The organism is Paenibacillus sp. FSL H8-0122, assembly GCF_038005345.1.
GTDB lineage: Bacteria > Bacillota > Bacilli > Paenibacillales > Paenibacillaceae > Paenibacillus_AQ.
On record NZ_JBBOTB010000001.1, the window covers coordinates 909,282 to 931,796 of the forward strand.

The 22,515-nt window shown below is 52.7% G+C and carries 13 protein-coding genes; 9 read left to right on the forward strand and 4 right to left on the reverse strand.

The annotated features are described in order from the left end of the window. Positions 1-52: 52 nt before the first annotated feature. Positions 53-2,257 (forward strand): HelD family protein, encoded by a 2,205-nt coding sequence (locus tag NSS64_RS04085; protein WP_341139295.1) that lies wholly within the window; start codon positions 53-55, stop codon positions 2,255-2,257. A 516-nt stretch (positions 2,258-2,773) separates the two neighbouring features. Here NSS64_RS04085 and NSS64_RS04090 read toward each other — a convergent pair. The 3 genes from NSS64_RS04090 to NSS64_RS04100 all read right to left on the reverse strand — a co-directional run bounded on the left by NSS64_RS04090 (position 2,774) and on the right by NSS64_RS04100 (position 6,484). Beyond that, complete coding sequence (locus tag NSS64_RS04090) at positions 2,774-4,096, reverse strand: IS4 family transposase (RefSeq protein ID WP_341139296.1); 1,323 nt, start codon at positions 4,094-4,096, stop codon at positions 2,774-2,776. Between the two features lie 650 nt (positions 4,097-4,746). After that, the gene (locus NSS64_RS04095) at positions 4,747-6,051 is read right to left on the reverse strand and encodes a replication-associated recombination protein A (RefSeq protein ID WP_340938758.1); all 1,305 of its coding nucleotides are present in this window, start codon (positions 6,049-6,051) and stop codon (positions 4,747-4,749) included. A 142-nt stretch (positions 6,052-6,193) separates the two neighbouring features. Beyond that, positions 6,194-6,484 (reverse strand): CD3324 family protein, encoded by a 291-nt coding sequence (locus tag NSS64_RS04100; RefSeq protein WP_340938757.1) that lies wholly within the window; start codon positions 6,482-6,484, stop codon positions 6,194-6,196. 609 nt (positions 6,485-7,093) lie between these two features. On the opposite strand from NSS64_RS04100, the gene NSS64_RS04105 reads away from it, so the two are divergent. The 4 genes from NSS64_RS04105 to NSS64_RS04120 all read left to right on the forward strand — a co-directional run bounded on the left by NSS64_RS04105 (position 7,094) and on the right by NSS64_RS04120 (position 16,978). Next, entirely contained in the window at positions 7,094-9,109 is a 2,016-nt protein-coding gene (locus NSS64_RS04105) for a methyl-accepting chemotaxis protein (RefSeq protein ID WP_341139297.1), read from the forward strand. 249 nt (positions 9,110-9,358) lie between these two features. Beyond that, on the forward strand, positions 9,359-10,681 hold the full coding sequence (locus NSS64_RS04110; RefSeq protein WP_341139296.1) for an IS4 family transposase: 1,323 nt from the start codon (positions 9,359-9,361) through the stop codon (positions 10,679-10,681). A gap of 618 nt (positions 10,682-11,299) precedes the next feature. Continuing rightward, positions 11,300-14,035, forward strand: coding sequence for a glycoside hydrolase family 9 protein (locus NSS64_RS04115; RefSeq protein ID WP_341139298.1), 2,736 nt, complete (start codon positions 11,300-11,302; stop codon positions 14,033-14,035). A gap of 30 nt (positions 14,036-14,065) precedes the next feature. Continuing rightward, entirely contained in the window at positions 14,066-16,978 is a 2,913-nt protein-coding gene (locus tag NSS64_RS04120; protein WP_341142754.1) for a glycoside hydrolase family 48 protein, read from the forward strand. 164 nt (positions 16,979-17,142) lie between these two features. On the opposite strand, the gene mnmA is transcribed toward NSS64_RS04120, so the two are convergent. Continuing rightward, complete coding sequence (mnmA, locus tag NSS64_RS04125; RefSeq protein ID WP_341139299.1) at positions 17,143-18,285, reverse strand: tRNA 2-thiouridine(34) synthase MnmA; 1,143 nt, start codon at positions 18,283-18,285, stop codon at positions 17,143-17,145. A 276-nt stretch (positions 18,286-18,561) separates the two neighbouring features. On the opposite strand from mnmA, the gene cymR reads away from it, so the two are divergent. From cymR to NSS64_RS04145, 4 genes are all read left to right on the forward strand, one after another. After that, positions 18,562-18,981 (forward strand): cysteine metabolism transcriptional regulator CymR, encoded by a 420-nt coding sequence (gene cymR / locus NSS64_RS04130; protein WP_036732323.1) that lies wholly within the window; start codon positions 18,562-18,564, stop codon positions 18,979-18,981. A gap of 184 nt (positions 18,982-19,165) precedes the next feature. Beyond that, on the forward strand, positions 19,166-19,843 hold the full coding sequence (locus NSS64_RS04135) for a response regulator transcription factor (protein ID WP_341139300.1): 678 nt from the start codon (positions 19,166-19,168) through the stop codon (positions 19,841-19,843). Continuing rightward, positions 19,840-21,657: a sensor histidine kinase gene (locus NSS64_RS04140; RefSeq protein WP_341139301.1), complete on the forward strand. Its 1,818-nt coding sequence runs from the start codon at positions 19,840-19,842 to the stop codon at positions 21,655-21,657. Before NSS64_RS04135 ends, NSS64_RS04140 begins: the two co-directional genes overlap by 4 nt. Positions 21,658-21,806: 149 nt before the next feature. Beyond that, positions 21,807-22,493 (forward strand): GDSL-type esterase/lipase family protein, encoded by a 687-nt coding sequence (locus tag NSS64_RS04145; protein ID WP_341139302.1) that lies wholly within the window; start codon positions 21,807-21,809, stop codon positions 22,491-22,493. Positions 22,494-22,515: the final 22 nt, after the last annotated feature.

Sequence of the window (22,515 nt, forward strand, 5' to 3'; positions counted from 1 at the left end):
TCCTGTTGTGATAAGATGGACTGCTCACACAACTTTTAGGAGGTAACTGAAATTGGAAGACAACTTTCAAAGTGCCTATCAAGAGGAAGAAGACAGGCTGAACCACGTGCTGACAGAGATTGACTCCACCCTTGAGCGACTGCGCTCAACACCGGTGTACACAGGACACGATTATACCGAGCAGGTGCTGGAGGACTCCAGGGAACAGAAGCGCAAAGATCTTGCCAAGCTTAGGCAGGAGCCTTATTTCGGACGGCTTGATTTTCAGGGCAATGACGAGCAAGACCGCAAGGCACTGTATATCGGCAAAATCGGCGTAGACCGCGAGCAGGTAAGCGACCGTCCGCTTGTTATTGACTGGCGGGCCCCGGTGGCAAGCCTGTTTTATTCTTTTACCGGAGGAACGGAAGCCGCCTCGTATGAAGCGCCGGAGGGGCTGATCGAAGGGCTGGTCTATCTCAAGCGCAACGTGGTGATCCGGAAGCAAATTCTGGAGCGGGTGGCGGATACGTATAACCGTGACAGCGACGCACCGGCGGTATCGGATGAATTCCTGGTCTACCGGCTGGGGGAGAACAAGGATAACCGGCTGCGGGACATCGTGTCCACGATTCAGGAGGAGCAGGACAAGATTATCCGGGCGGCCAAGAACACGGCGCTGATCATCCAGGGGGTGGCGGGAAGCGGCAAGACCACCGTTGCGCTGCACCGGCTGGCGTTCTTATTGTATCAATACAAGGAGCAGGTCTCGGCGGAGAAAATGATTATTTTCGCCCCGAACCGCATGTTCCTGGACTATATTTCGGATGTGCTGCCGGAGCTGGGCGTCGGCAATATTGCCCAGAGTACGTTCCCGGACTGGGCGGCAGAGGTGCTGGGTGTGGATTTGCCGGAGCAGGATGCTTCGGAGGTCATGAGCCGCTGGTTCGAGACGGCGGGAGCGATGCCGGTCATCACGGAGGAGACCCCCGGGCGCTTCAAAGGCTCAACGGTGCTGATGAGCGTCATTGAATCCAGCGTCAAGCTGCTGGAGACCAGCGCTGTGCCGGAGGGCGATTTCAGCCCTTGGGACGGGGCGGTGCTGAGCCGCCAGGTGATTCTGCGCTGGCACAATGAGGAATACGCACCGTATCCTCCGGCGAAGCGCAAGGAGCGGGTGATGGCAAGGCTTCACCGCTGGATCGAGATGGAGCTGAAGAAGAGCCCTTCAGCGGCTGCGCTGAAGGAGCGCAAGAAGAAGGGCGCGGCCCGCGAGAAGGCCTACAGCGCCAAGTGGCCGAAGTACGAGCCGCTCGCCGTCTACAAGCAGATCTTCCGGGCGGCGAAAGCGCCGGAAGACTGGCCGGCAGCAGCACCGGAGGAGATTCCGCCATCCGTGCTGAAGGAGACCGTCAAGGAGCTGAAGAAGGGAATTCTGCGCGAAGAGGATCTTCCTCCGCTGCTGTATATCCATTATCTTCTGAACGGTAACGAAGGTACTGAGCGCTTTGACCATATCGTGATCGATGAAGCGCAGGATTTCTCCCCGTTCCAGATTGCCGTACTGGATCTGTATGTGAAGGGGCATTCCTTCACCATTCTGGGTGACCTGTCGCAGGGCATCCACGCCTACAAGGGAGTGCATGCCTGGAGAGAGATGCAGACGCTGTTCGCCGAAGAACACACTGCATACCATGCACTTACCCGAAGCTACCGCTCAACGATGGAGATTATTGAGTTCGCTAACGGCATTCTGTCCACGGGCGTCGGAAGCGAGCTGCTGGCCGTTCCGGTCTTCCGCAGCGGGAATCCGGTGCGGCTGATCTCCTATGAGGAGGATGTGCTGCCGGGAGCGGCTGCATCGGCGGACCAGCGGCTCAGCGCGGTCAAGAGCGCGCTGGCGCAGCTCTCCGGGCGTGAATACCGCACAGTGGCGGTATTGACCCGCAGCCTGCGTGAAGCCTCTGTGCTGTACGCTGAGCTGGACGGGCAGTTCGAGGATCTTCATCTGATTGACGGCAGCATTACGGAATATCGCGGCGGCTTGTCGATTCTGCCCGTCTACTTGTCCAAGGGACTGGAGTTCGATGCCGTCATTCTGGCAGACGCAGACAGCGCCCATTATGGAGCGGCGGCCTGGGATGCGAAGCTGATGTATGTGGGCTGCACACGTGCCCTGCATGAGCTATGGCTGCTGCGGGGCGGCGAATTGCCGCCTTACGTTCAACTGAACGCAGAGGAGAGCGTCTCCGGCTGGCCGGAGCCAGAAGGGAAGTAAGGCATAGTGCAATTTTAAAAAACGCAAGAAACCTCTCTTTCAAGAAATGGAATCCGCCATTTCAAAGGAGAGGTTTCTTTTGTACACCGGAAGTTGACTGCAGGTTAGATCAGGCTAGCTGGTGAGATTAAAGGGAAAAATCCCTCCGATTCTACTGAGATCAGGCTAGCTGATGAGATTAAAGGGAAAAGTGCACCTGAATTCATTGGACACGGGCCAAATGAGGAAATGAGGAGCAATAGTGCACCTGAATTCACTGGACGCGGGCCAAATGAGGAAATGAGGAGCAATAGTGCACCTGAATTCATTGGATGCGGGCCAAATGAGGAAATGAGGAGCATTGGTGCCAATGTCATTAAGATAAGTTCAAAGATAAGTTTGGAATTAATAAAGAGAATCCAAAACGGTATGGGGAAACGTCCTATGCCGTTTGTTTTTGGTGTAAGGAAGGAAAAAAGCGCATAGCAAACAAAGCGGATGGAAGATCCACTTAAAAAAATGTTCATGCGAACCGAATTATGCTACTCTGTAGACGAAGCTAATGGCGGATTTGCTACGTATTCTGCGTGTATTCCTTTGCCCAGGACGGGTGAGACGAATCGGCAAAATATTTTTGCGAATCAAAGCTTCCACATCAGGCGGGGGTCCATCGCCCTTGGAGCGCAGGAAATGTCTACAGACGTGAACGGCCACCGTGAAGTTGACTTGGTAGAGGTGCCGTTTATCCTTTTGGGAAATGACTACGTGCGAGGTAATCATTTCAGCGAAATTGTAGAGGATCATTCTTGCGAATATCTCTTGGGTAATGGACTCTTGCTTCTTTGCGTGAAAATGGGTCAGACCGATGGTGTATTTTAAGGCCCGGAAAGAGGTCTCAATCCCCCATCGCAGGTGATACAGTTCCCGGAGTTCATCCGGTGAGAATTCAGCAGCCGGTAGATTGGTAATGACGGTTTCATAATCGCCACTGGGCAGGAGGAAACGAACCACCCGAAAGGAAATCGGGTAAAACAGGTTCTTTTGCATGTCCAGAAAATCAAAGCTAGAGGTGGCCGGAAGAATTTTATAGATTTCGGGGTGATCCCTGAACGCTTTCGTTCGTTTTTTAGTCAGCGTCAGGTGAATCTCCTGATCAAACGCCCCTTCAAAGGTCAAGTGCAAGCCCGAAAGAATGCCATTCGAATGCAAATCCTTGACCCGTATGACGTACTTCCATCCTTTCCGTTCCAGATGCGCGAACGTATTGTAGCTTTCCAATCCTCGATCCGCCAACACAATGACGTTCCCCTGAATAGGGGACCGATCCACCATCGTGGACAGCGTCCTTCCTTCGTTGCGCAGCTTTCGAGGTTGAAGGATGGCGTCCACGTAAAGCCGGTTACAGAGGTCATAAGCAGCGTTCAAGTGCAGAAGGTTAAAGCCTTTCGAGTGGGGCTGACTTTGAGAATAGGTCAACGGGTCCGCAGGATCTGTTGCAATATGCAGATCGGAACCGTCAATGGCCAATAATCGATAGCCTCGATAATCCTTGAATTCCGTATGGGACGCGGTAAAGGTGTGAAACAAAGATTCGACCGCAGACGGCAAAATTTTATTTCTTTGCTGAACAAAAGCAGAAGAAGTTGCGGTGTTAACGTCATAGCCCTGCGATTCCAACAGTTCCTTATAGAGGCTGTTGCCGCCCATAAAGATCAGGGTTTGCATAACCATTTCAAAGGGTAGTTTTTTCGTTCGGGTAAAATCCTTTCCCGGGTTTCTGACGTAAGGCGCGGGGGCAGCCGCCATCTCACGGATGAGAGATGTCAGTCTGTCTTTCAGCGAATTTGCATAAGCATTCATTGGCGTAACCTCCTCGTTTTTTCAAGGGGCTTCGCCACACGTTTTCTACGGATTGTCAAGATTTTTTTGTGCAAAAAAAGAGCAGGCTATCTTTTCGATAACCTGCCTTTTTCTTGTTTTTGGCTCTATATCTTAACTTAATGACATTGGCATTAGTGCTCCTCATTCGCTCGTTTGGCCCGCTTTTGCTGAATTCTCAGGGGCATTAGTGCTCCTCATAACTCAGTTTGCCACCTTCGGCTGGACCAGAGGGATTTTTCCCTTTCATTTGCTCATACGGCCTACTTTCAGCCGATTCAGTGGGATTTATCCCTCTCATTTCCTACCTGCAGCCCACTTTCCACCGTATCAGAGGGATTTATCCCTTTCATTTGCTCATACATCCCGCTTCCAGCCGATTCAGAGGGATTTTTCCCTTTCATTTTTGACCTCCACCTTCCAGCCGACATTCGGCTAGGTAAATCATCCAGCGAAGCCTGAACATTCAGCACACACTGCCAAACGAGCACACCCCGCCCTTTACCCAGAAGCCTACAACGTCAAAAAGAGCAGCCTCCTCCAGTTATGGAGAATGGCTGCTCTCTGTTTGTAAAATGTACAGTTTGTTTGTTGGTTGGTTGGAGCAGACAGAGCGAGTTTTCTTCAAAGCCCTATTGTCCGCGCCGCAGCTGCTGGTTATGGCGGATCTTCGCCTCGTTGCCCTGCTCGGTGGCCTGATAGAAGACCTTGCGGGAGATTGCCTTCGGCAGATAGTCCTGCTTCACATAATGGCCGGGGAAATGATGCGGGTACTGGTAGCCCTCATGGCCCAGCTGGGCCGCACCTTTATAGTGTGTATCCCGCAAATGCAGCGGCACCTCGGCCGACTTCAGATCCTCCAGACTGTTCATGACGTTGGCGATAGCGGTCACTACCCCGTCTGATTTTGGGCTCTCTACAGCGAACAGAATCGCCTGCGCGATATTCAGCTTCGCCTCCGGCCAGCCGTTATTACGGTAGGCATCCAACGCGCTAACCGCCTGGACCATCGCCTGCGGGTTGGCCAGGCCAATATCCTCACTGCTGGCCGCGATCAATCGGCGGATGAAGGTCATCGGGTCCATTCCCAGCTTCTCCACCGCGTAGAGGAACCAGAACAGGGCGGCGTCGCTGGAGCCGCGGATGCTTTTGTGAAAAGCGGACAGCACATCGTACTGCGTCGACTCGTCCGCTTTGACAATCGGGCGGCGGATCGACTCCTCCGCCACCGCAAGCGTAATGTGCACGCTGCCGTCACGCTCCGGCGCCGTAGTCATCGCCGCCAGCTCCAGAGCATTCAAGGCCCGGCGGATATCGCCGTTCGCCATCGCGGCAATATGCAGCAGCGCGTCTTCGTCTGCCTTCAGGTCCATGAAGCCGAGGCCCCGCTGATCGTCAGCAAGCGCCCGCTTCATCGCAATCAGGCTATGCCCGCTGGTCAGGGACTCCAGCTGGAACAAGGTCGAGCGGCTCATCAAGGCCCCGTTCACATAATGGAACGGATTCTCTGTTGTCGCACCGATGAAGGTGATCGTCCCCTTCTCCACGGCCGGCAGCAGCGCATCCTGGCGGGAGCTGTTGAAGCGGTGTACCTCATCCAGGAACAGAATCGTCTTCGAGCCGTACAGCGCCTTATTGCTCTGTGCGCGTTCAATGACCTCCCGCACATCCTTCACCGAAGCCTCCACCGCATTAAGCCGCACGAATTCACCTTGGGTGTGATGCGATATGATATGGGCCAGAGTGGTTTTGCCGCAGCCCGGAGGCCCGTACAGCAGGATGGAAGAGACCTGGTCCGCTTCAATCGCTCTGCGCAGCAGCTTGCCCTTGCCTACAATATGCTCCTGTCCGATATATTCATCCAGATTGCCGGGCCGCATCCGGTCTGCCAGCAGCCGTCCGCTCCCGTTGTCTTCACCCTGCGAGAATAAATCCATCCTTACACTTCCTTGCTATCATCTAAGATTTCGATAGAATACATACACTTCTCCTATCATACCATAAAAAGAGCATGACCCCGCCGCCAACGGCGGGAGCCATGCTCTTTGTTCTATAATTAGAACTCATATACGTTCCAGACTAGCGGTTCATCGCCAGCCGCGTTTGCCGCATTTTTGAAATGATCTTGCGGATGCTTTCTTCGGATAAGTGATATCTCTTCTGCAGCTCGTTCACCGAGCAGCCGCTGCTGTGACTACAGAAGATCTCTTCGTTGCGGGCAGCAATCTCTTGCCGGGAGCCGCTGTTCTCGCCCCATTTTACCCGTTCTTCCGCTTTCTTCGGGATGTATAACAGCTCACCCTGTATGTAACCCTGCAGCTCTTCGAGCAGCCCCGGGGGGAGCACATCCTTTCCATTGACGTAACTCACGTTCAATTTCCTCCTTCAACAGGTGTATTCTGTTCAGTCCGATCACAGTACTGTTCTGAATAATCATTCCACCTGCCTCCTTTCTTCTCCTCAAATTTGGTAAATCAACTAAATACATTATATTAAACCCTGCGGTTATCGTCCACATTCATTATGGATCAGCGATCTGTCAGTACTTGGTCAGTGTCATTCTATATATTGTAGTAACCGGAAGTATATATCCGCTCGTGTTCGCTCGTTATACATAAGGAGGCCTCGCGGCCTCCCCCTAAACAGGTCTCCGTCTTAGACGGAAACCACCTCGTATTCTGTAAACATAATTCAGCCTCCTTCCAGAAGTAATCTTGCCCGGCCGGACACTTATTATTAAGCCATAGGCCGCCCCCGGTTACAAGTTCAAGAATAGTTATAATCGTTCTCCACCTGAAGGCTGACACACGCACTCCTTTGGAAAGAGGGAGAATTCCAGAAATATTAGAGTACATTTTTTGACGAAAAACTAATTATTTAGTCGATCCCTGTCGAAATATATATTAAAATATCTAGTTACTTCGAGATATGGAAATAAATTTTAACGTCCATCCATTCAGAAATTCAGGAGGAACTTCCATGCCAACACCCAAAAAACCCCTAAAGCGCCTATTCCGTATCACGAAGCTCAGAACTGAACTGATGCTGCTTATCATTACAGCCATTGTACTGCCCTCGCTGGCTCTGGTGGCCATATCGACACAAACCTCAGAGTCGGCTCTGCGCTCCAAAATGGAAGACACCACACGCTCCAGCATCCACCTCCTGGATAAAACACTGTCTCAGCTGATTCTGCTGGAGAGCGCCGGGGTGAATGAGCTGGCGTACCAGATGAGCAGTGCTGCACTTACGAATAATCCTGCACAGCTGCGCAAGCTGATCGACAACTTCAAGCTGGAGCATCCTGAGGTAGATATTGTAGCGGTAGGCAACGAGGACGGGAAATACATGTTCGCGCCGGATTCCAAGCCGGACAATTATGATCCCCGCATACGCGACTGGTACATAGATGCACTTAAGACCCCGGAGACAACATCGGTGATCGATCCCATTTTCTCCAAAGTAACGAACAGCTACATTCTGCCGGTCTCCAAGGCTTTTCCGGACGGCAAGGGGGCTGTTACGATCAGCATCAGCATGAAGGAGCTTATGGAGCTGGCGAAGAATGTCAGTCTGGGCGATAGCGGATATGTCTTCATCCTGGACGGCAATAACAAGGTGATCTACCACCCTGCCATGGAGGTTGCTTCGGAAGCCACTGGCGCAATGACAGCAGGAACCCAGCAAGGCCCGGCGGGTAAAATCTCCTACAAGGACGCTGCAGCCGATACGCAAATGGACGGATACTACATTACCAATGAGCTGACCGGCTTCACCTTGGCCGGAGTGCTTCCAGAGAGTGAATATACGAAGGCGGTCTACCCGATTCTGTACAAATCGGCTATCGTTCTCGTGGTTGCGCTGCTGCTTGCTGCAGTAATTACCTTCCTGATTATCCGCCGGATAACCGGGCCGGTAGAACGCCTGAACCGTTCGGCCAAGCGGGTAAGCGAAGGGTATCTGGATGAATTCGTCCAGACCAGCCGCAGGGACGAGATCGGTCAGCTTGCCGGCAATTATAATGAAATGGTCTCTTCACTGCGCACCATGGTACAGGAGGTTGCCGAGACCTCCGGCCAGCTCGCCGCTGCCAGTGAACAGCTCACAGCCAGCACGGCCGAGAACAGCAAGGCAGTCGAGTATGTTACGGAGCTGGTGGAGGAATCCACCCGGGGCGTGGAGACCCAGGCTTATGCTTCCGCCGAAGTCGCTACAACGATGGAGGAGATGTCCACCGGCATCCAGAAAATCGCTTCCGCTTCAGAGGCAATTGTGAGCGCCGCTATCCTTACGGAAACGGATGTCGCAACCGGCAGCTCCAGAATGCAGGAGGTGGGGGAGCAGATGAAAACGATCCGCGAATCAGTGCAGCAGTCCGGCACCCTGATCGCTGAGCTTAACGGCTTAAGCGCCAGAGTGGCTGAGACCAGCACGGCGATCTCCGCCATTGCCAAGCAGACCAATCTCCTGTCGCTGAATGCCGGCATCGAGGCGGCCCGTGCCGGAGAACACGGCCGGGGCTTCGCCGTAGTGGCGGGTGAAGTGCGCAAGCTCTCGGAGGCCACGAATAGCAGTGCCGGGCAGATTCAGGAGACCATCTCCGAGATGGTGGGCCTGATCGCCAGCGCGTATGATGTGATGAAGCACAAGGTGGCAGAGGATGTGGAGCAGGGCATGGCGCTTACCCTGGAGGCAAGCGAAGCCTTCCAGCAGATCGAACAGTCCACCCGGCAGGTCGGCGAGCAGATCCATGAGGTCTCGGCCATTACGGAGCAAATGTCGGCCAGCAGCTCCCAAGTAGCCGCCTCCGTCCAGGAGATGGCCACCATCGCCCGGGCGGCGCTCGACTCCTTCCAGAGCGTAACCGCAGCTACCGAGGAGCAGCTTGCTTCGATGGAGGAGATCACCTCCTCCGCTGCGGCACTCTCCGGCATGGCTGCGGATATGCAGGGACAGGTGGAGCGCTTCCAGTTCGATGCGAAGAATAAGGCTTAAGGATTCCGGTTACCTATAGTAAAAGCCATCCAGCCTCCACCATCACATTCGCATGCCGCCTGCTTCTGGCGGCATGCGGTGTAATGAGGTGCACCAATGCCAATGTCATTAAGTTAAGATATAGAGCCAAAAACAAGAAAAAGGCAGGTTATCGAAAAGATAGCCTGCTCTTTTTTTGCACAAAAAAATCTTGACAATCCGTAGAAAACGTGTGGCGAAGCCCCTTGAAAAAACGAGGAGGTTACGCCAATGAATGCTTATGCAAATTCGCTGAAAGACAGACTGACATCTCTCATCCGTGAGATGGCGGCTGCCCCCGCGCCTTACGTCAGAAACCCGGGAAAGGATTTTACCCGAACGAAAAAACTACCCTTTGAAATGGTTATGCAAACCCTGATCTTTATGGGCGGCAACAGCCTCTATAAGGAACTGTTGGAATCGCAGGGCTATGACGTTAACACCGCAACTTCTTCTGCTTTTGTTCAGCAAAGAAATAAAATTTTGCCGTCTGCGGTCGAATCTTTGTTTCACACCTTTACCGCGTCCCATACGGAATTCAAGGATTATCGAGGCTATCGATTATTGGCCATTGACGGTTCCGATCTGCATATTGCAACAGATCCTGCGGACCCGTTGACCTATTCTCAAAGTCAGCCCCACTCGAAAGGCTTTAACCTTCTGCACTTGAACGCTGCTTATGACCTCTGTAACCGGCTTTACGTGGACGCCATCCTTCAACCTCGAAAGCTGCGCAACGAAGGAAGGACGCTGTCCACGATGGTGGATCGGTCCCCTATTCAGGGGAACGTCATTGTGTTGGCGGATCGAGGATTGGAAAGCTACAATACGTTCGCGCATCTGGAACGGAAAGGATGGAAGTACGTCATACGGGTCAAGGATTTGCATTCGAATGGCATTCTTTCGGGCTTGCACTTGACCTTTGAAGGGGCGTTTGATCAGGAGATTCACCTGACGCTGACTAAAAAACGAACGAAAGCGTTCAGGGATCACCCCGAAATCTATAAAATTCTTCCGGCCACCTCTAGCTTTGATTTTCTGGACATGCAAAAGAACCTGTTTTACCCGATTTCCTTTCGGGTGGTTCGTTTCCTCCTGCCCAGTGGCGATTATGAAACCGTCATTACCAATCTACCGGCTGCTGAATTCTCACCGGATGAACTCCGGGAACTGTATCACCTGCGATGGGGGATTGAGACCTCTTTCCGGGCCTTAAAATACACCATCGGTCTGACCCATTTTCACGCAAAGAAGCAAGAGTCCATTACCCAAGAGATATTCGCAAGAATGATCCTCTACAATTTCGCTGAAATGATTACCTCGCACGTAGTCATTTCCCAAAAGGATAAACGGCACCTCTACCAAGTCAACTTCACGGTGGCCGTTCACGTCTGTAGACATTTCCTGCGCTCCAAGGGCGATGGACCCCCGCCTGATGTGGAAGCTTTGATTCGCAAAAATATTTTGCCGATTCGTCTCACCCGTCCTGGGCAAAGGAATACACGCAGAATACGTAGCAAATCCGCCATTAGCTTCGTCTACAGAGTAGCATAATTCGGTTCGCATGAACATTTTTTTAAGTGGATCTTCCATCCGCTTTGTTTGCTATGCGCTTTTTTCCTTCCTTACACCAAAAACAAACGGCATAGGACGTTTCCCCATACCGTTTTGGATTCTCTTTATTAATTCCAAACTTATCTTTGAACTTATCTTAATGACATTGGCACTAATGCCCCTGAATTCAGCAAACGCGAGCTAAACGAGTGAATGAGGAGCACTAGTGCCCCTGAATTCAGCAAACGCGAGCTTAACGAGTGAATGAGGAGCACAACGAGAAGCACAAGCGCACTCCTCAGGGCGATTCGGGCTTTTGTATTTTACTCCTACATTCTCACCACCAATGGCTGACGCTGAACGATAAATATGATGGAAATGGAAATTTTTTGACAAAAAACCGGTATTCTCAGAAAAATATAATGTAAATATATAGAATTAATTTACTGTATGTGGTATATGTGTAGGTAGGGGTATTTTACCTTAATTTGTAATATGGAGGTGATAAATGGAACGTGCTCAAATACTATGTCTAATTATGGACACTGGGGAGGTATTTGTGCGTGCCTGAGTCCTCACGGACTGAACAAGCAAGAAAACGAAGGGAGATGAGTAAGGATGAGTCAACGTAAACGGAAGACCGGCTGTATCGCTTCACTAAGCCTGATGTTAGCCTTCACTATTGGTTCAGGGACGGCTGTCCGCCCGTCTGTCACCGAAGCGGCAACCGCCGGATTTAATTATGCAGAGGCACTGCAGAAATCGATCTATTTCTACGAGGCCCAGCGTTCGGGTGAGCTGCCGGCGGACAACCGCGTGGAATGGAGAGGCGACTCGGGGCTGCAGGATGGTGCCGATGTCGGCCATGACCTGACGGGGGGCTGGTATGACGCAGGGGATCATGTCAAATTCGGATTTCCGATGGCGTACACCGCGACTATGCTGGCATGGTCGGTCTATGAATACAAGGATGGTTATGTGCAGTCCGGGCAGCTGGATGAGATTCTGGACAATATCCGCTGGGCCACAGACTATTTTGTGAAAGCGCATACTGCACCGAATGAGCTGTGGGGCCAGGTGGGTAACGGCACGGCGGACCATAACTGGTGGGGACCGGCGGAGGTCATGCCTATGGCGCGCCCGGCTTACAAGATTGATGCTGCACATCCCGGCTCGGATCTGGCTGGTGAGACTGCCGCCGCCCTTGCCTCGGCTTCCATTATTTTCAGGGATTCAGATCCCGCTTATGCGGACAAGCTCCTGCTGCATGCCAAGCAATTATACAATTTTGCCGATACGTACCGGGGGGCTTACTCCGATACCATCACTGACGCCAAGCAGTATTACAATTCATGGAGCAGCTATGCCGATGAATTAAGCTGGGGCGGTGTCTGGCTATACCTGGCGACCGGTGAGCAGACCTATCTCGATAAGGCGGTTGCCGCCAGTGATCTGTGGGGCACCAACCAGGCTGGTGACTGGGGCTACCAATGGACCCAATCCTGGGATGACAAGCATTATGGTGCGCAGCTCCTGCTGTCCCGCATCACCGAGGACCCCAAGTTCATCCAGTCCACGGAACGCAATATGCAGTTCTGGACGACCGGGGTGAACGGCACCTCTGACCGGGTAGCGTATACTCCAGGCGGGCTGGCCCATCTGGATCAATGGGGGGCGCTGCGGTATGCAGCCAACCATGCTTTTCTGGCTTTTGTCTATGCAGACTGGGTTACTGATCCGGTGAAAAAAAATACCGCCCAGGCCTTCGCAGAGCGCCAGATTAACTATATGCTGGGCGAAAATCCGCGTAATAGCAGCTATGTCATCGGCTTCGGCGCGAATGCACCTGAGCATCCTCATCACCGCACCTCACACGGCTCCTGGAGCGACAGCCAGACCACTCCGGCCAACCACCGGCATGTGCTCTACGGCGCACTCGTTGGCGGACCTTCCAAGACCGATGCTTACACCGATGCGATCAGCGATTATGTCTCAAATGAAGTTGCAACCGATTACAATTCAGCCTTTACCGGCTCTCTGGCCCGGATGATGATGCTCCACGGGCAGGGGCAGAGCCCGCTTGCGAACTTCCCGCCGGCCGAAACGCGTGAGGATGAGATGTTCACGGAGACTTCTGTGAATGCCAGCGGCAGCAATTTTGTGGAGATCCGCGCGGTTCTCAATAACCGTTCGGCATGGCCTGCCCGCTCCAGCAGCCAGCTGTCCTTCAACTACTATCTGGACATCAGTGAGGCTGTTGCCGCAGGATATGGCCCCGGCGATATCACCGTCAAGGCAGGCGGCTATAACCAGGGAGCCACCGTCTCGCAGCTGCTGCCTTACGATGCAGCGAACCATATCTACTATACTAAAGTAGATTTCTCCGGCACCCCGATCTATCCGGGCGGACAGTCTGCTTACCGCAAGGAAGTACAGTTCCGGATTGCCGGACCGCTGAATACTACCTTCTGGGACAACAGCAATGACTTCTCCTTCAAGGGAGTGGCCGCGAATGCTTCAGCGGCAACGAAGAACCCTTATATCCCGGTATACGATGCAGGTGTCAAAGTGTACGGAGAGCTGCCTTCCGGCGGCGGGACCCCAGGTGAACCGCAGGTTCCGGCCCGTCCGTCCGGCCTTCAGGCCGTACCCGGCAATGCCAGCGTAGCCTTGAGCTGGAACGCAGTCAGCGGTGCAACCAAGTATACCGTCAAGCGCTCTCTGGTGAGCGGCGGACCGTACACTACAGTGGGTACGGCAACCGCAGCGGTCTACAATGACAGCGGGCTGACCAATGGTGTGGACTATTATTATGTGGTGACTGCAACGAACAGTGTAGGCGAGAGTACAGCGTCTGCCCAGGTGACTGCCAAACCGCGCGAGATTACTGTGCCTGCCGGCGCTCTGCATGTGCAGTACCGCACCAATGACACGAGCCCCGGGGATTCCCAGATCCGCAGCCAGTTCCGGATTGTCAATACGGGAACCGAAGCCATTCCGCTTAGCGGTCTGAAGCTGCGCTATTATTACACCGTGGACGGGGACAAGCCGCAGGAATTCCACTGTGATTATGCCCAGGTGGGCAGCGGCAACGTGAGCGGAACCTTCGGGAAGCTTAGTACACCTGTTACCCTGGCCGACTCTTATCTGGAGATTTCTTTTGCGGCAGGAGCAGGCAGCCTGGCTCCGGGGGCAGACAGCGGGGAGATTCAAGTACGCTTCAACAAGTCCGATTGGACAGCCTACAATGAGAGCAACGACTATTCCTATGGGGGTACTCAAGCGACCTTCGCGGATTGGAACAAAGTCACGCTGTACCGTGCAGGAACACTTGTCTGGGGCCTCGAACCCTAAACCATACCAGAGAGGAAGTATGCCGAAATGATGAAGCTAAGTTCATTCAAGAAACCGCTTTCTATCGCGCTGAGTGCTGTGCTCACCTTGTCTCTCACCAGCGGGATCATCAATTTCCATCCGGGAACCGCCAAGGCGGCATCGGTGGAGAAGACCAGATTCCTGCAATTGTATGACCAGTTGAAAAACCCGGCCAGCGGCTATTTCTCGGCTGAAGGCATCCCGTATCACTCAGTGGAGACCCTGCTCAGCGAGGCGCCCAACTATGGGCATATGACAACCTCCGAGGCCTATAGCTACTGGATGTGGCTTGAGGTGCTGTACGGCCATAACACCGGAGACTGGAGCAAGCTCGAAGCGGCCTGGGACAACATGGAGAAATACATCATTCCGGTCAATGAAGGCGACGGGGTGCAGGAGCAGCCGACCATGAGCAGCTACAACCCGAACAGTCCGGCCACTTACGCCTCGGAGCTGGCCCAGCCGGATCAGTATCCAAGTGCACTGAACGGCAAGTATACCCCGGGTAAGGACCCGCTGGATGCAGAGCTGAAGGCCACCTATGGCAATAACCAGACCTATCTGATGCACTGGCTGGTGGATGTGGACAACTGGTATGGCTTCGGTAATCTGCTGAACCCTACGCACACCGCCAGCTATGTGAACACCTTCCAGCGCGGAGTGCAGGAATCGGTCTGGGAGGCCGTAGGCCACCCTTCACAGGATAACAAGACGTTCGGCAAAGCCAATGAAGGCTTCATGACCCTGTTCACCAAGGAAAATAGCGCACCTTCCGCACAATGGCGGTACACGAATGCTACGGATGCGGATGCGCGGGCTGTGCAGGCCATGTACTGGGCCAAGGACCTTGGCTATACGAATACGGTCTATCTGAACAAAGCCAAGAAAATGGGTGACTTCCTGCGCTACGGCATGTACGATAAGTATTTCCAGAAGGTCGGCAGTGCCGCTGACGGTACGCCTGAAGCGGGAACGGGCAAGGATTCCAGCCAGTATCTGCTGGCCTGGTATACGGCCTGGGGCGGCGGCCTGGGAACCGGCGGAGACTGGGCCTGGAGAATCGGCGCCAGCCATGCGCACCAGGGGTATCAGAATGTGGTTGCAGCCTATGCGCTGTCGACCGCAGCCGGAGGGCTGATTCCGTCTTCGGCAACAGCCGGAACGGACTGGGGCAAATCGCTGACCCGCCAGCTGGAATTCTACAACTGGCTGCAATCGGCTGAAGGGGCTATTGCGGGCGGTGCGACCAATAGCTATAACGGCTCCTACAGCGCTTATCCTTCAGGAACAAGCACCTTCTACGGCATGGCCTACGACGAGGCTCCTGTCTATCATGACCCGCCATCCAACAACTGGTTCGGGATGCAGTCCTGGAGCATGGAACGGGTAGCAGAGCTGTATTATATCCTGGCTTCCAGCGGGGACACCACCTCGGCTAATTTCAAAATGGCCAAACGGGCCATTGAGAACTGGATTGACTGGTCTACAGATTATGCCTTTGCGGGCAGCCGTCCGGTAACGGATGCCGCCGGCTATTATCTGGATCAGCAAGGAAACCGGATTCTGGGCGGAGATGATCCGCAGGTTGCCACCGTATCCGCACCCGGCGAGTTCTGGATTCCGGGCAATGTGGAGTGGCACGGACAGCCGGATACCTGGAGCGGGTTCAGCTCTTTTAACGGCAATAGCGGCCTGAACGCAGTGACCAAAGATCCGGGACAGGATAGCGGCGTGCTGGGCAGTTACATTAAAGCGCTCACCTTCTTTGCCGCAGGGAATAAAGCGGAGCATGGCAGCAATACTGCGCTCGGCGGAACCGCTTCACAATTGGCCAAATCCTTGCTGGATACGGCTTGGGGCTACAATGACGGAGTGGGCATTACGACACTTGAGAAGCGTGCGGATTATTTCCGGTTCTTCACCAAAGAGGTATACTTCCCAGCAGGCTGGAGCGGTACCTTCGGCCAAGGAAATACCATACCGGGCAACGCTACTGTACCTTCCGATCCGGCCAAGGGCGGTAATGGAGTGTATGCGAGCTACACCGATGTGTATCCAGATATCAAAAATGATCCCAAGTGGAGTTATCTGGAAGGTAAGTACAATAGCTCGTACAACAAAACAACCAAGACCTGGGACAACGGTGCACCTGAGTTCACCTACCACCGCTTCTGGTCACAAGTGGACATGGCTACAGCCTATGCCGAATATGACCGCTTGATCAATAACGGTAGCGGCCCAACGCCAACGCCGACGACTACACCGACGGCAACACCGTCGGCAACACCAACAGCCACACCGACAGTTGCGCCAACAGCTACACCGACAACAGTGCCAACAGCCACACCGACAGCCACACCGACAGTCGCACCGACAGCTACACCGACAACAGTGCCAACCGCTACGCCGACAACAGTGCCAACGGCTACACCGACAGTTGCACCAACCGCTACGCCTGCCGTAGGGAATCTGGTCGTTCAATACCGTACAACGGATACGAACGCCACAGACCCGCAGTTCCGTCCGCAGCTGCGGATTGTCAATAACGGGACCACAGCGGTAGACCTCAGCAAAGTTAAGGTCCGGTATTACTACACGATTGACGGCGAGCGGGCACAGCAGTTCAATGTCGATTATGCGGCTCTCGGCGGCAGCAATGTGCTGGGCAGCTTCGTGAAGCTTGAGCCTGCAGTTACAGGAGCGGACCACTATGTGGAGATTTCCTTTAGTGCGGGCGCGGGCAGTCTTGCTCCGGGTGCGAATACCGGCGAGATTCAACTGCGCATTAACAAGACCGACTGGAGCAATTATAATGAGGCGGACGATTACTCCTATGATGCAACCAAAACATCTTTCACGGACTGGAACCGTGTGCCGCTGTATCTGAACGGTGTGCTGGTCTGGGGCGTTCAGCCGCAATAAGGCTGCCGTCCGGTAAGCCAGTCCCGGCGTGACTCTGTATTCTGATTAATCAAGACAAAGAACCTTCAACTCCACGCACTGTGGTTTTGAAGGTTCTTTTTGAATGTACGAAGAATCATGTATGCGAAAAACCGAACACATTTGACTCAGCACCCCGCCACTGTTCACTCGGGCAGGGACCGCAGCCAGACCTGCGCCAGCGGCACAACCTTATCGGCACTCTCTATCGTTCCGCCGCCAAGGCAGGTCTCGCCCAGATAGAACACGACGGCTTGTCCGGGCGTAATCGCCTTCTGCTGAACATCAAAGGCCACATGTACCGTTCCGTCTGCCTGCTTCGTCAGGGTAACGCCCTGATCCGGCTGGCGGTAGCGGAACTTGGCGGTGCACTTCAGCGGCGTATCGCCCAGCGTGTCCGGATCGATCCAATTCACCCCTGAAGCTATAAGACTGGTCGAGTACAGGCTGATGTGCTTCTCACCTTGCACCACATACAGGGTATTGCTGGCCAGATCCTTCTCGGCCACGAACCACGGCTCGCCTGTACCGGAGCCGCCGATGCCCAGTCCCTGGCGCTGGCCCAGTGTGTAGTACATGAGGCCGTCATGACGGCCCTTCACTTCGCCCGTAGCGATATCGACCATATTGCCTGACTGTGCAGGCAGGTATTGGCTGAGGAATTCACGGAAATTGCGTTCTCCGATGAAGCAGACGCCGGTGCTGTCTTTTTTCTTCGCGGTATAGAGTCCGGCTTCCTCGGCAATTCTCCGCACCTCCGGCTTTGGCAGATGTCCGATCGGGAACATGGCCTTCGAGAGCTGGTACTGGTTCAGCGCATTGAGGAAATACGTCTGGTCCTTGTTGTTGTCCACGCCGCGCAGCAGCTTGAACAGGCCGTCTTCTTCCACGACCCGGGCATAATGCCCTGTAGCGACATAATCCGCGCCAAGCTGCAGCGCCTTGTTCAGGAATTCACCGAACTTGATCTCGCGGTTGCACATCACATCCGGATTCGGGGTCCGGCCAGCCTTATATTCTTCAAGGAAATAGGAAAAGACTTTATCAAAGTATTCCTTCTCGAAATTAACGGTATAGTAAGGAATATCGATCTGCTCGCAGACGCGGCGCACATCCTCGGCATCGGTCTCGGCCGTACATACGCCGAACTCGTCGGTATCATCCCAATTCTTCATGAAGATGCCTATGACGTCGTACCCCTGCTGCTTCAGCAGCAGCGCTGTAACAGAGGAATCCACTCCGCCTGACATCCCGACGACGACCCGGATATCCTGATTAGCTTTTGTCATCGTGATCACCATTTTCTGTACACAAAATACCGGCGTTCTCACTGAACACCCGGCTCATTGTGTATTATAACATATCTGTCTACCCCAAACGAGGACACTGCTGCTATGAAATATAGCGAAAAACGGTCCGAAATTGACAATTTGTCCACCAGTGGAGAACAAAATCGTGAATTATTGCCGTTTGCTGTTTCAAATGTGTCCATAGATATGATAACATAAGCTGAGAGCAGACATCGGAATACATTGATATGCAACTAAACCGAAAGAGGTGCCCCTTTGAAAATCTCAACCAAAGGACGTTACGGATTAACCATTATGATGGAGCTTGCCCTGAAATTCGGCGAGGGGCCTACATCACTTAAGAGCATCGCCGAGAAAAACGGACTCTCCGAGCATTACCTGGAGCAGCTCATCGCCCCGCTGCGCAATGCAGGCCTGGTGAAGAGCATCCGCGGAGCCTACGGCGGTTATATTCTGTCCCGCGAGACCAACACCATTACCGCCGGAGATATCATCCGCGTCCTGGAAGGCCCGATCTCCCCGGTAGACTTCACTGAAGAAGACGACCCGGCCAAGCGCGACCTCTGGCTGCGCATCCGCGACAGCATCGCCGATGTGCTGGACTCCACCACCTTATCCGACCTGATTAACTTCAAGGAAGAGAGCCAGGCGGATAATTATATGTTTTATATATAAAAATGCCTTTAACTCGTCCTTCTCAAGAAACTTGGGGAGGACCTTTTTTTCTCTCACCGTTTTTTATTTGATCTGCAGTTCATCTGCATATGATCTTTATCTGTATAGGGTAACCTATATGGTGTACTTTGGTAGTTGTATGAGTTTTGCGTTCCTGGTTTTACAACAAAGGTGAGGTTATGACATGTCAAAAACAATATTGATTGTAGAAGATGAGAATATTTTACGGGAAATCATGAAGGATTATCTGCTGGAAGAGGGGTATCGCGTGATTGAAGCCATTGACGGGAAACAGGCGGTCTCGTTATTTCAGGAGCATGAGGTTGACCTGATTTTACTGGATATCATGTTGCCTGAACTGGATGGATGGTCTGTGTGCAGGCGAATCCGCAAGACATCGAATGTGCCGATCATCATATTGACGGCCCGTTCGGATGAGGACGATACGTTGCTTGGGTTCGAGCTTGGCGCCGACGACTACGTGACCAAGCCTTACCGCCCTCTCATTTTGTTGGCACGGGTAAAGCGGCTGCTCGAGAGCAGACATACCGGCGGGCATGAGAGCGACACGTTGTCCGGCGGAGGCATTTCGATCCATATTCCCTCCCGGACCGTGTCGATTGACGGCACCAGCTCTGATCTAACGCATACGGAATTCGAAATATTAGCCTATCTGTTGCAAAATAAAGGGATCATTATCAGCAGAGAGCAACTGATTACGAAAATTTGGGGATATGATTTCGCGGGCGATGATCGTACGGTCAACAGCCATATCCGCAATTTGCGTTCCAAGCTGGGGACACATGCGAAGCAGATTGTTACGGTGGTGCGTTCAGGATACAAATTCGAGGACGAGCTATGAAGAAGGGGATTGTTCTAAAACTGTTCCTGTTGACAGCGGGGTTGTGCCTGTTCCTGATCGCCGTTATTTTTATCCTGCAAACCGTATTTTTCAAACAGTTTTATGTTCATCAAAAAATGAAGGATGTTAACGCGGCGGTTCAGGCTTATGAACAGGACTACCTGAAGCATGCCTCGAACCCGCAGGAGATGGCCAGGCTGGAGCAGGACTTTTTTCAAAAGCATAACACCTGGATCACGGCTTTGGACACCCGCGGAAATATAAAGTATGCCGGCGATTTCTTCATGGAAATTAAGCTGGAGCCTTCGGAAGAACCGGCGCTTTCCGGTAAAACGATAATCGTACCTCTATACAGCTTTATCAACGTGGAAGCCTTCAGCAGCAATAAAACATTCGTCACCCCCTGGATTGAAGAAGAGGGAACGATCGCAATAGAAGGCTTGATCATGAACAACCAGCCAGTAATCCAGCGGATGGGAAGGAACAGTTCCAATCTGAGAGACGAGAGCCGGCTGGAGAATCATCAGATGGTGAGCAAAGAGTACGAGGTACTGGGCCGATTGGGCGCGGTCCAATATCGTGAGCAATATTCCACCTTTCTGGTCAAAGGAACCATTACGAAAGTCCGGGTGCCGGAAGGGGCCGGAGTCTCGCGTTACACCAATCACCTGTTTCTGGACCGCATCAAGGCTTTCCAGGCGGATCTGTTGTACGGCGACTTTAAGGATGCCACGAACGCACAACAGATCGTAGATGTTGAAGAAAATCAAGTGAACTACAAAATTTACGTGGACCTGACCCAAGATCGCGACGGAAATCCCACATACCTGTTCGCAATGACATCGCTGCAGCCTGTGAATGAAGCTGTAGGCATCATCAAAGACTACTACGTGTATATCATTATTGCGACCTTGCTGCTCGCGCTACTAGCAGCGTTTTACTACTCCCGTCAGATTGCCCGGCCGTTGCTGCGTATCAACCGCACCACCCGGCAAATGGCCGACCTCGATTTTTCGGAGACCATTCCCGTCACAACCAAGGATGAAATCGGAGACTTGTCGGGCAGCATTAACGAGCTATCCGAGCGCCTGCACTCCCATATTCTCCAGCTTGAGCAGGACATCGAGAAGGAAAAGCAGCTGGAGCATACGCGAAAAGAATTTATATCCGGCGTATCCCATGAGCTGAAGACTCCACTCAGCGTTATTCAGAGCTGCCTGGCCATTTTGCATGACGGGGTTGCCAGCCATAAGCGGGAGCATTATTTTGCGGCTATGGAAGACGAGGTCGGCCGGATGAATCTGCTGATCACGGATATGCTGGAATTGGCAAAATATGAATCCGGTACGTATAAAATGGACTCCGGTTCGTTCTATATCGATACAGTCATCAACCGGGTATGCGCTAAATTAACGCCGGATTTTGCAGCCAGGCAGCTGCTTCTCCACACTTCGCTGATTCCTGCCGAAGTCGAGGGGAATGAGCGTCGTATAGAGCAGGTCATCGTCAATTTCCTGACCAACGCGCTTTTCTATACGCCGGAGCATGAATCTATCTTCATAACTACTTCGGAAGAGAAGGACACCATTCGCATTTGCATCGAAAATAAAGGTGCCCATATCCCCAATGAGCAGCTGGAGAAAATATGGGACCGTTTCTACCGCGGGGAAACCTCCCGCCACCGGTCGACCGGAGGGACGGGGCTGGGGCTTGCCATATCCAAGAAAATATTGGAGATGCACGGAGTGCCTTACGGTGTGAACAATACCTCCGATGGAGTAATGTTTTATTTTCAATTGAATAAAAAAGCGTAGGAATACGGAAGAAAGTGCAGACCTTGGTTCTGCGCTTTTTTTGTTCTTTTTTGATACAGCATTGATTTGCTCTGCACTTGTTCTGCATCTCTCCCTGTTAATCTTTTTATACGGCAAGCCTAATTTTAAATGAAAAGAGGACATTATTTATGTTAAAAAAAATCATCTTAACGCTAGTTACAGGCAGTACCGCACTCACCTTGGCAGCCTGCGGGAGCGGACAAAATCCGCAAAACGTGACATCTCAGCCACAGGTCAATGAAACAGCTCCCCCGGAGCAACTCAATTCTACTTCCTATAAAACAATATTTAAGAACAGTGTATTTCTGGGAGATTCGATTACAGAGGCGCTATCCTACCATGACATTTTGGACGATTTCAATGTAGTGGCAGGTGCCGGAAAGACTACCGAGTTATCTCTGGCGGGTGGAGATGCCGATAAGCTGGCAGAGCGGAATCCGCAACATGTATTTATCATGCTGGGGTCCGACGATATTCTATTGCCGCCGCAAATTACCGATAACCCCAAGCAGTATTCACTGAAGTTCTACGCCCAATTGATCGACAGCATCAAGGAGAAGCTTCCGAAGGCATCCATAACGGTGTTACCGGTTACGCCAGTTACGGCAGAAGCGGAGAAAGTGGAACCACGCTACAAAAATATCGACGATTACAACCAGGGATTACAAGAGCTGGCAGGCAAGAAGCAGATCGGGTTTGCCGATTTATCCTCCATTTTCGCGGACAGCACCCATTTCTATAGTTCGGACGGCATTCATTTTAAACCGGAATTCTATACACGTATGCTCGATTTGCTGAAAGCTCAGGTGAAATAACATGCAGCCAGGTGAAGAGCTG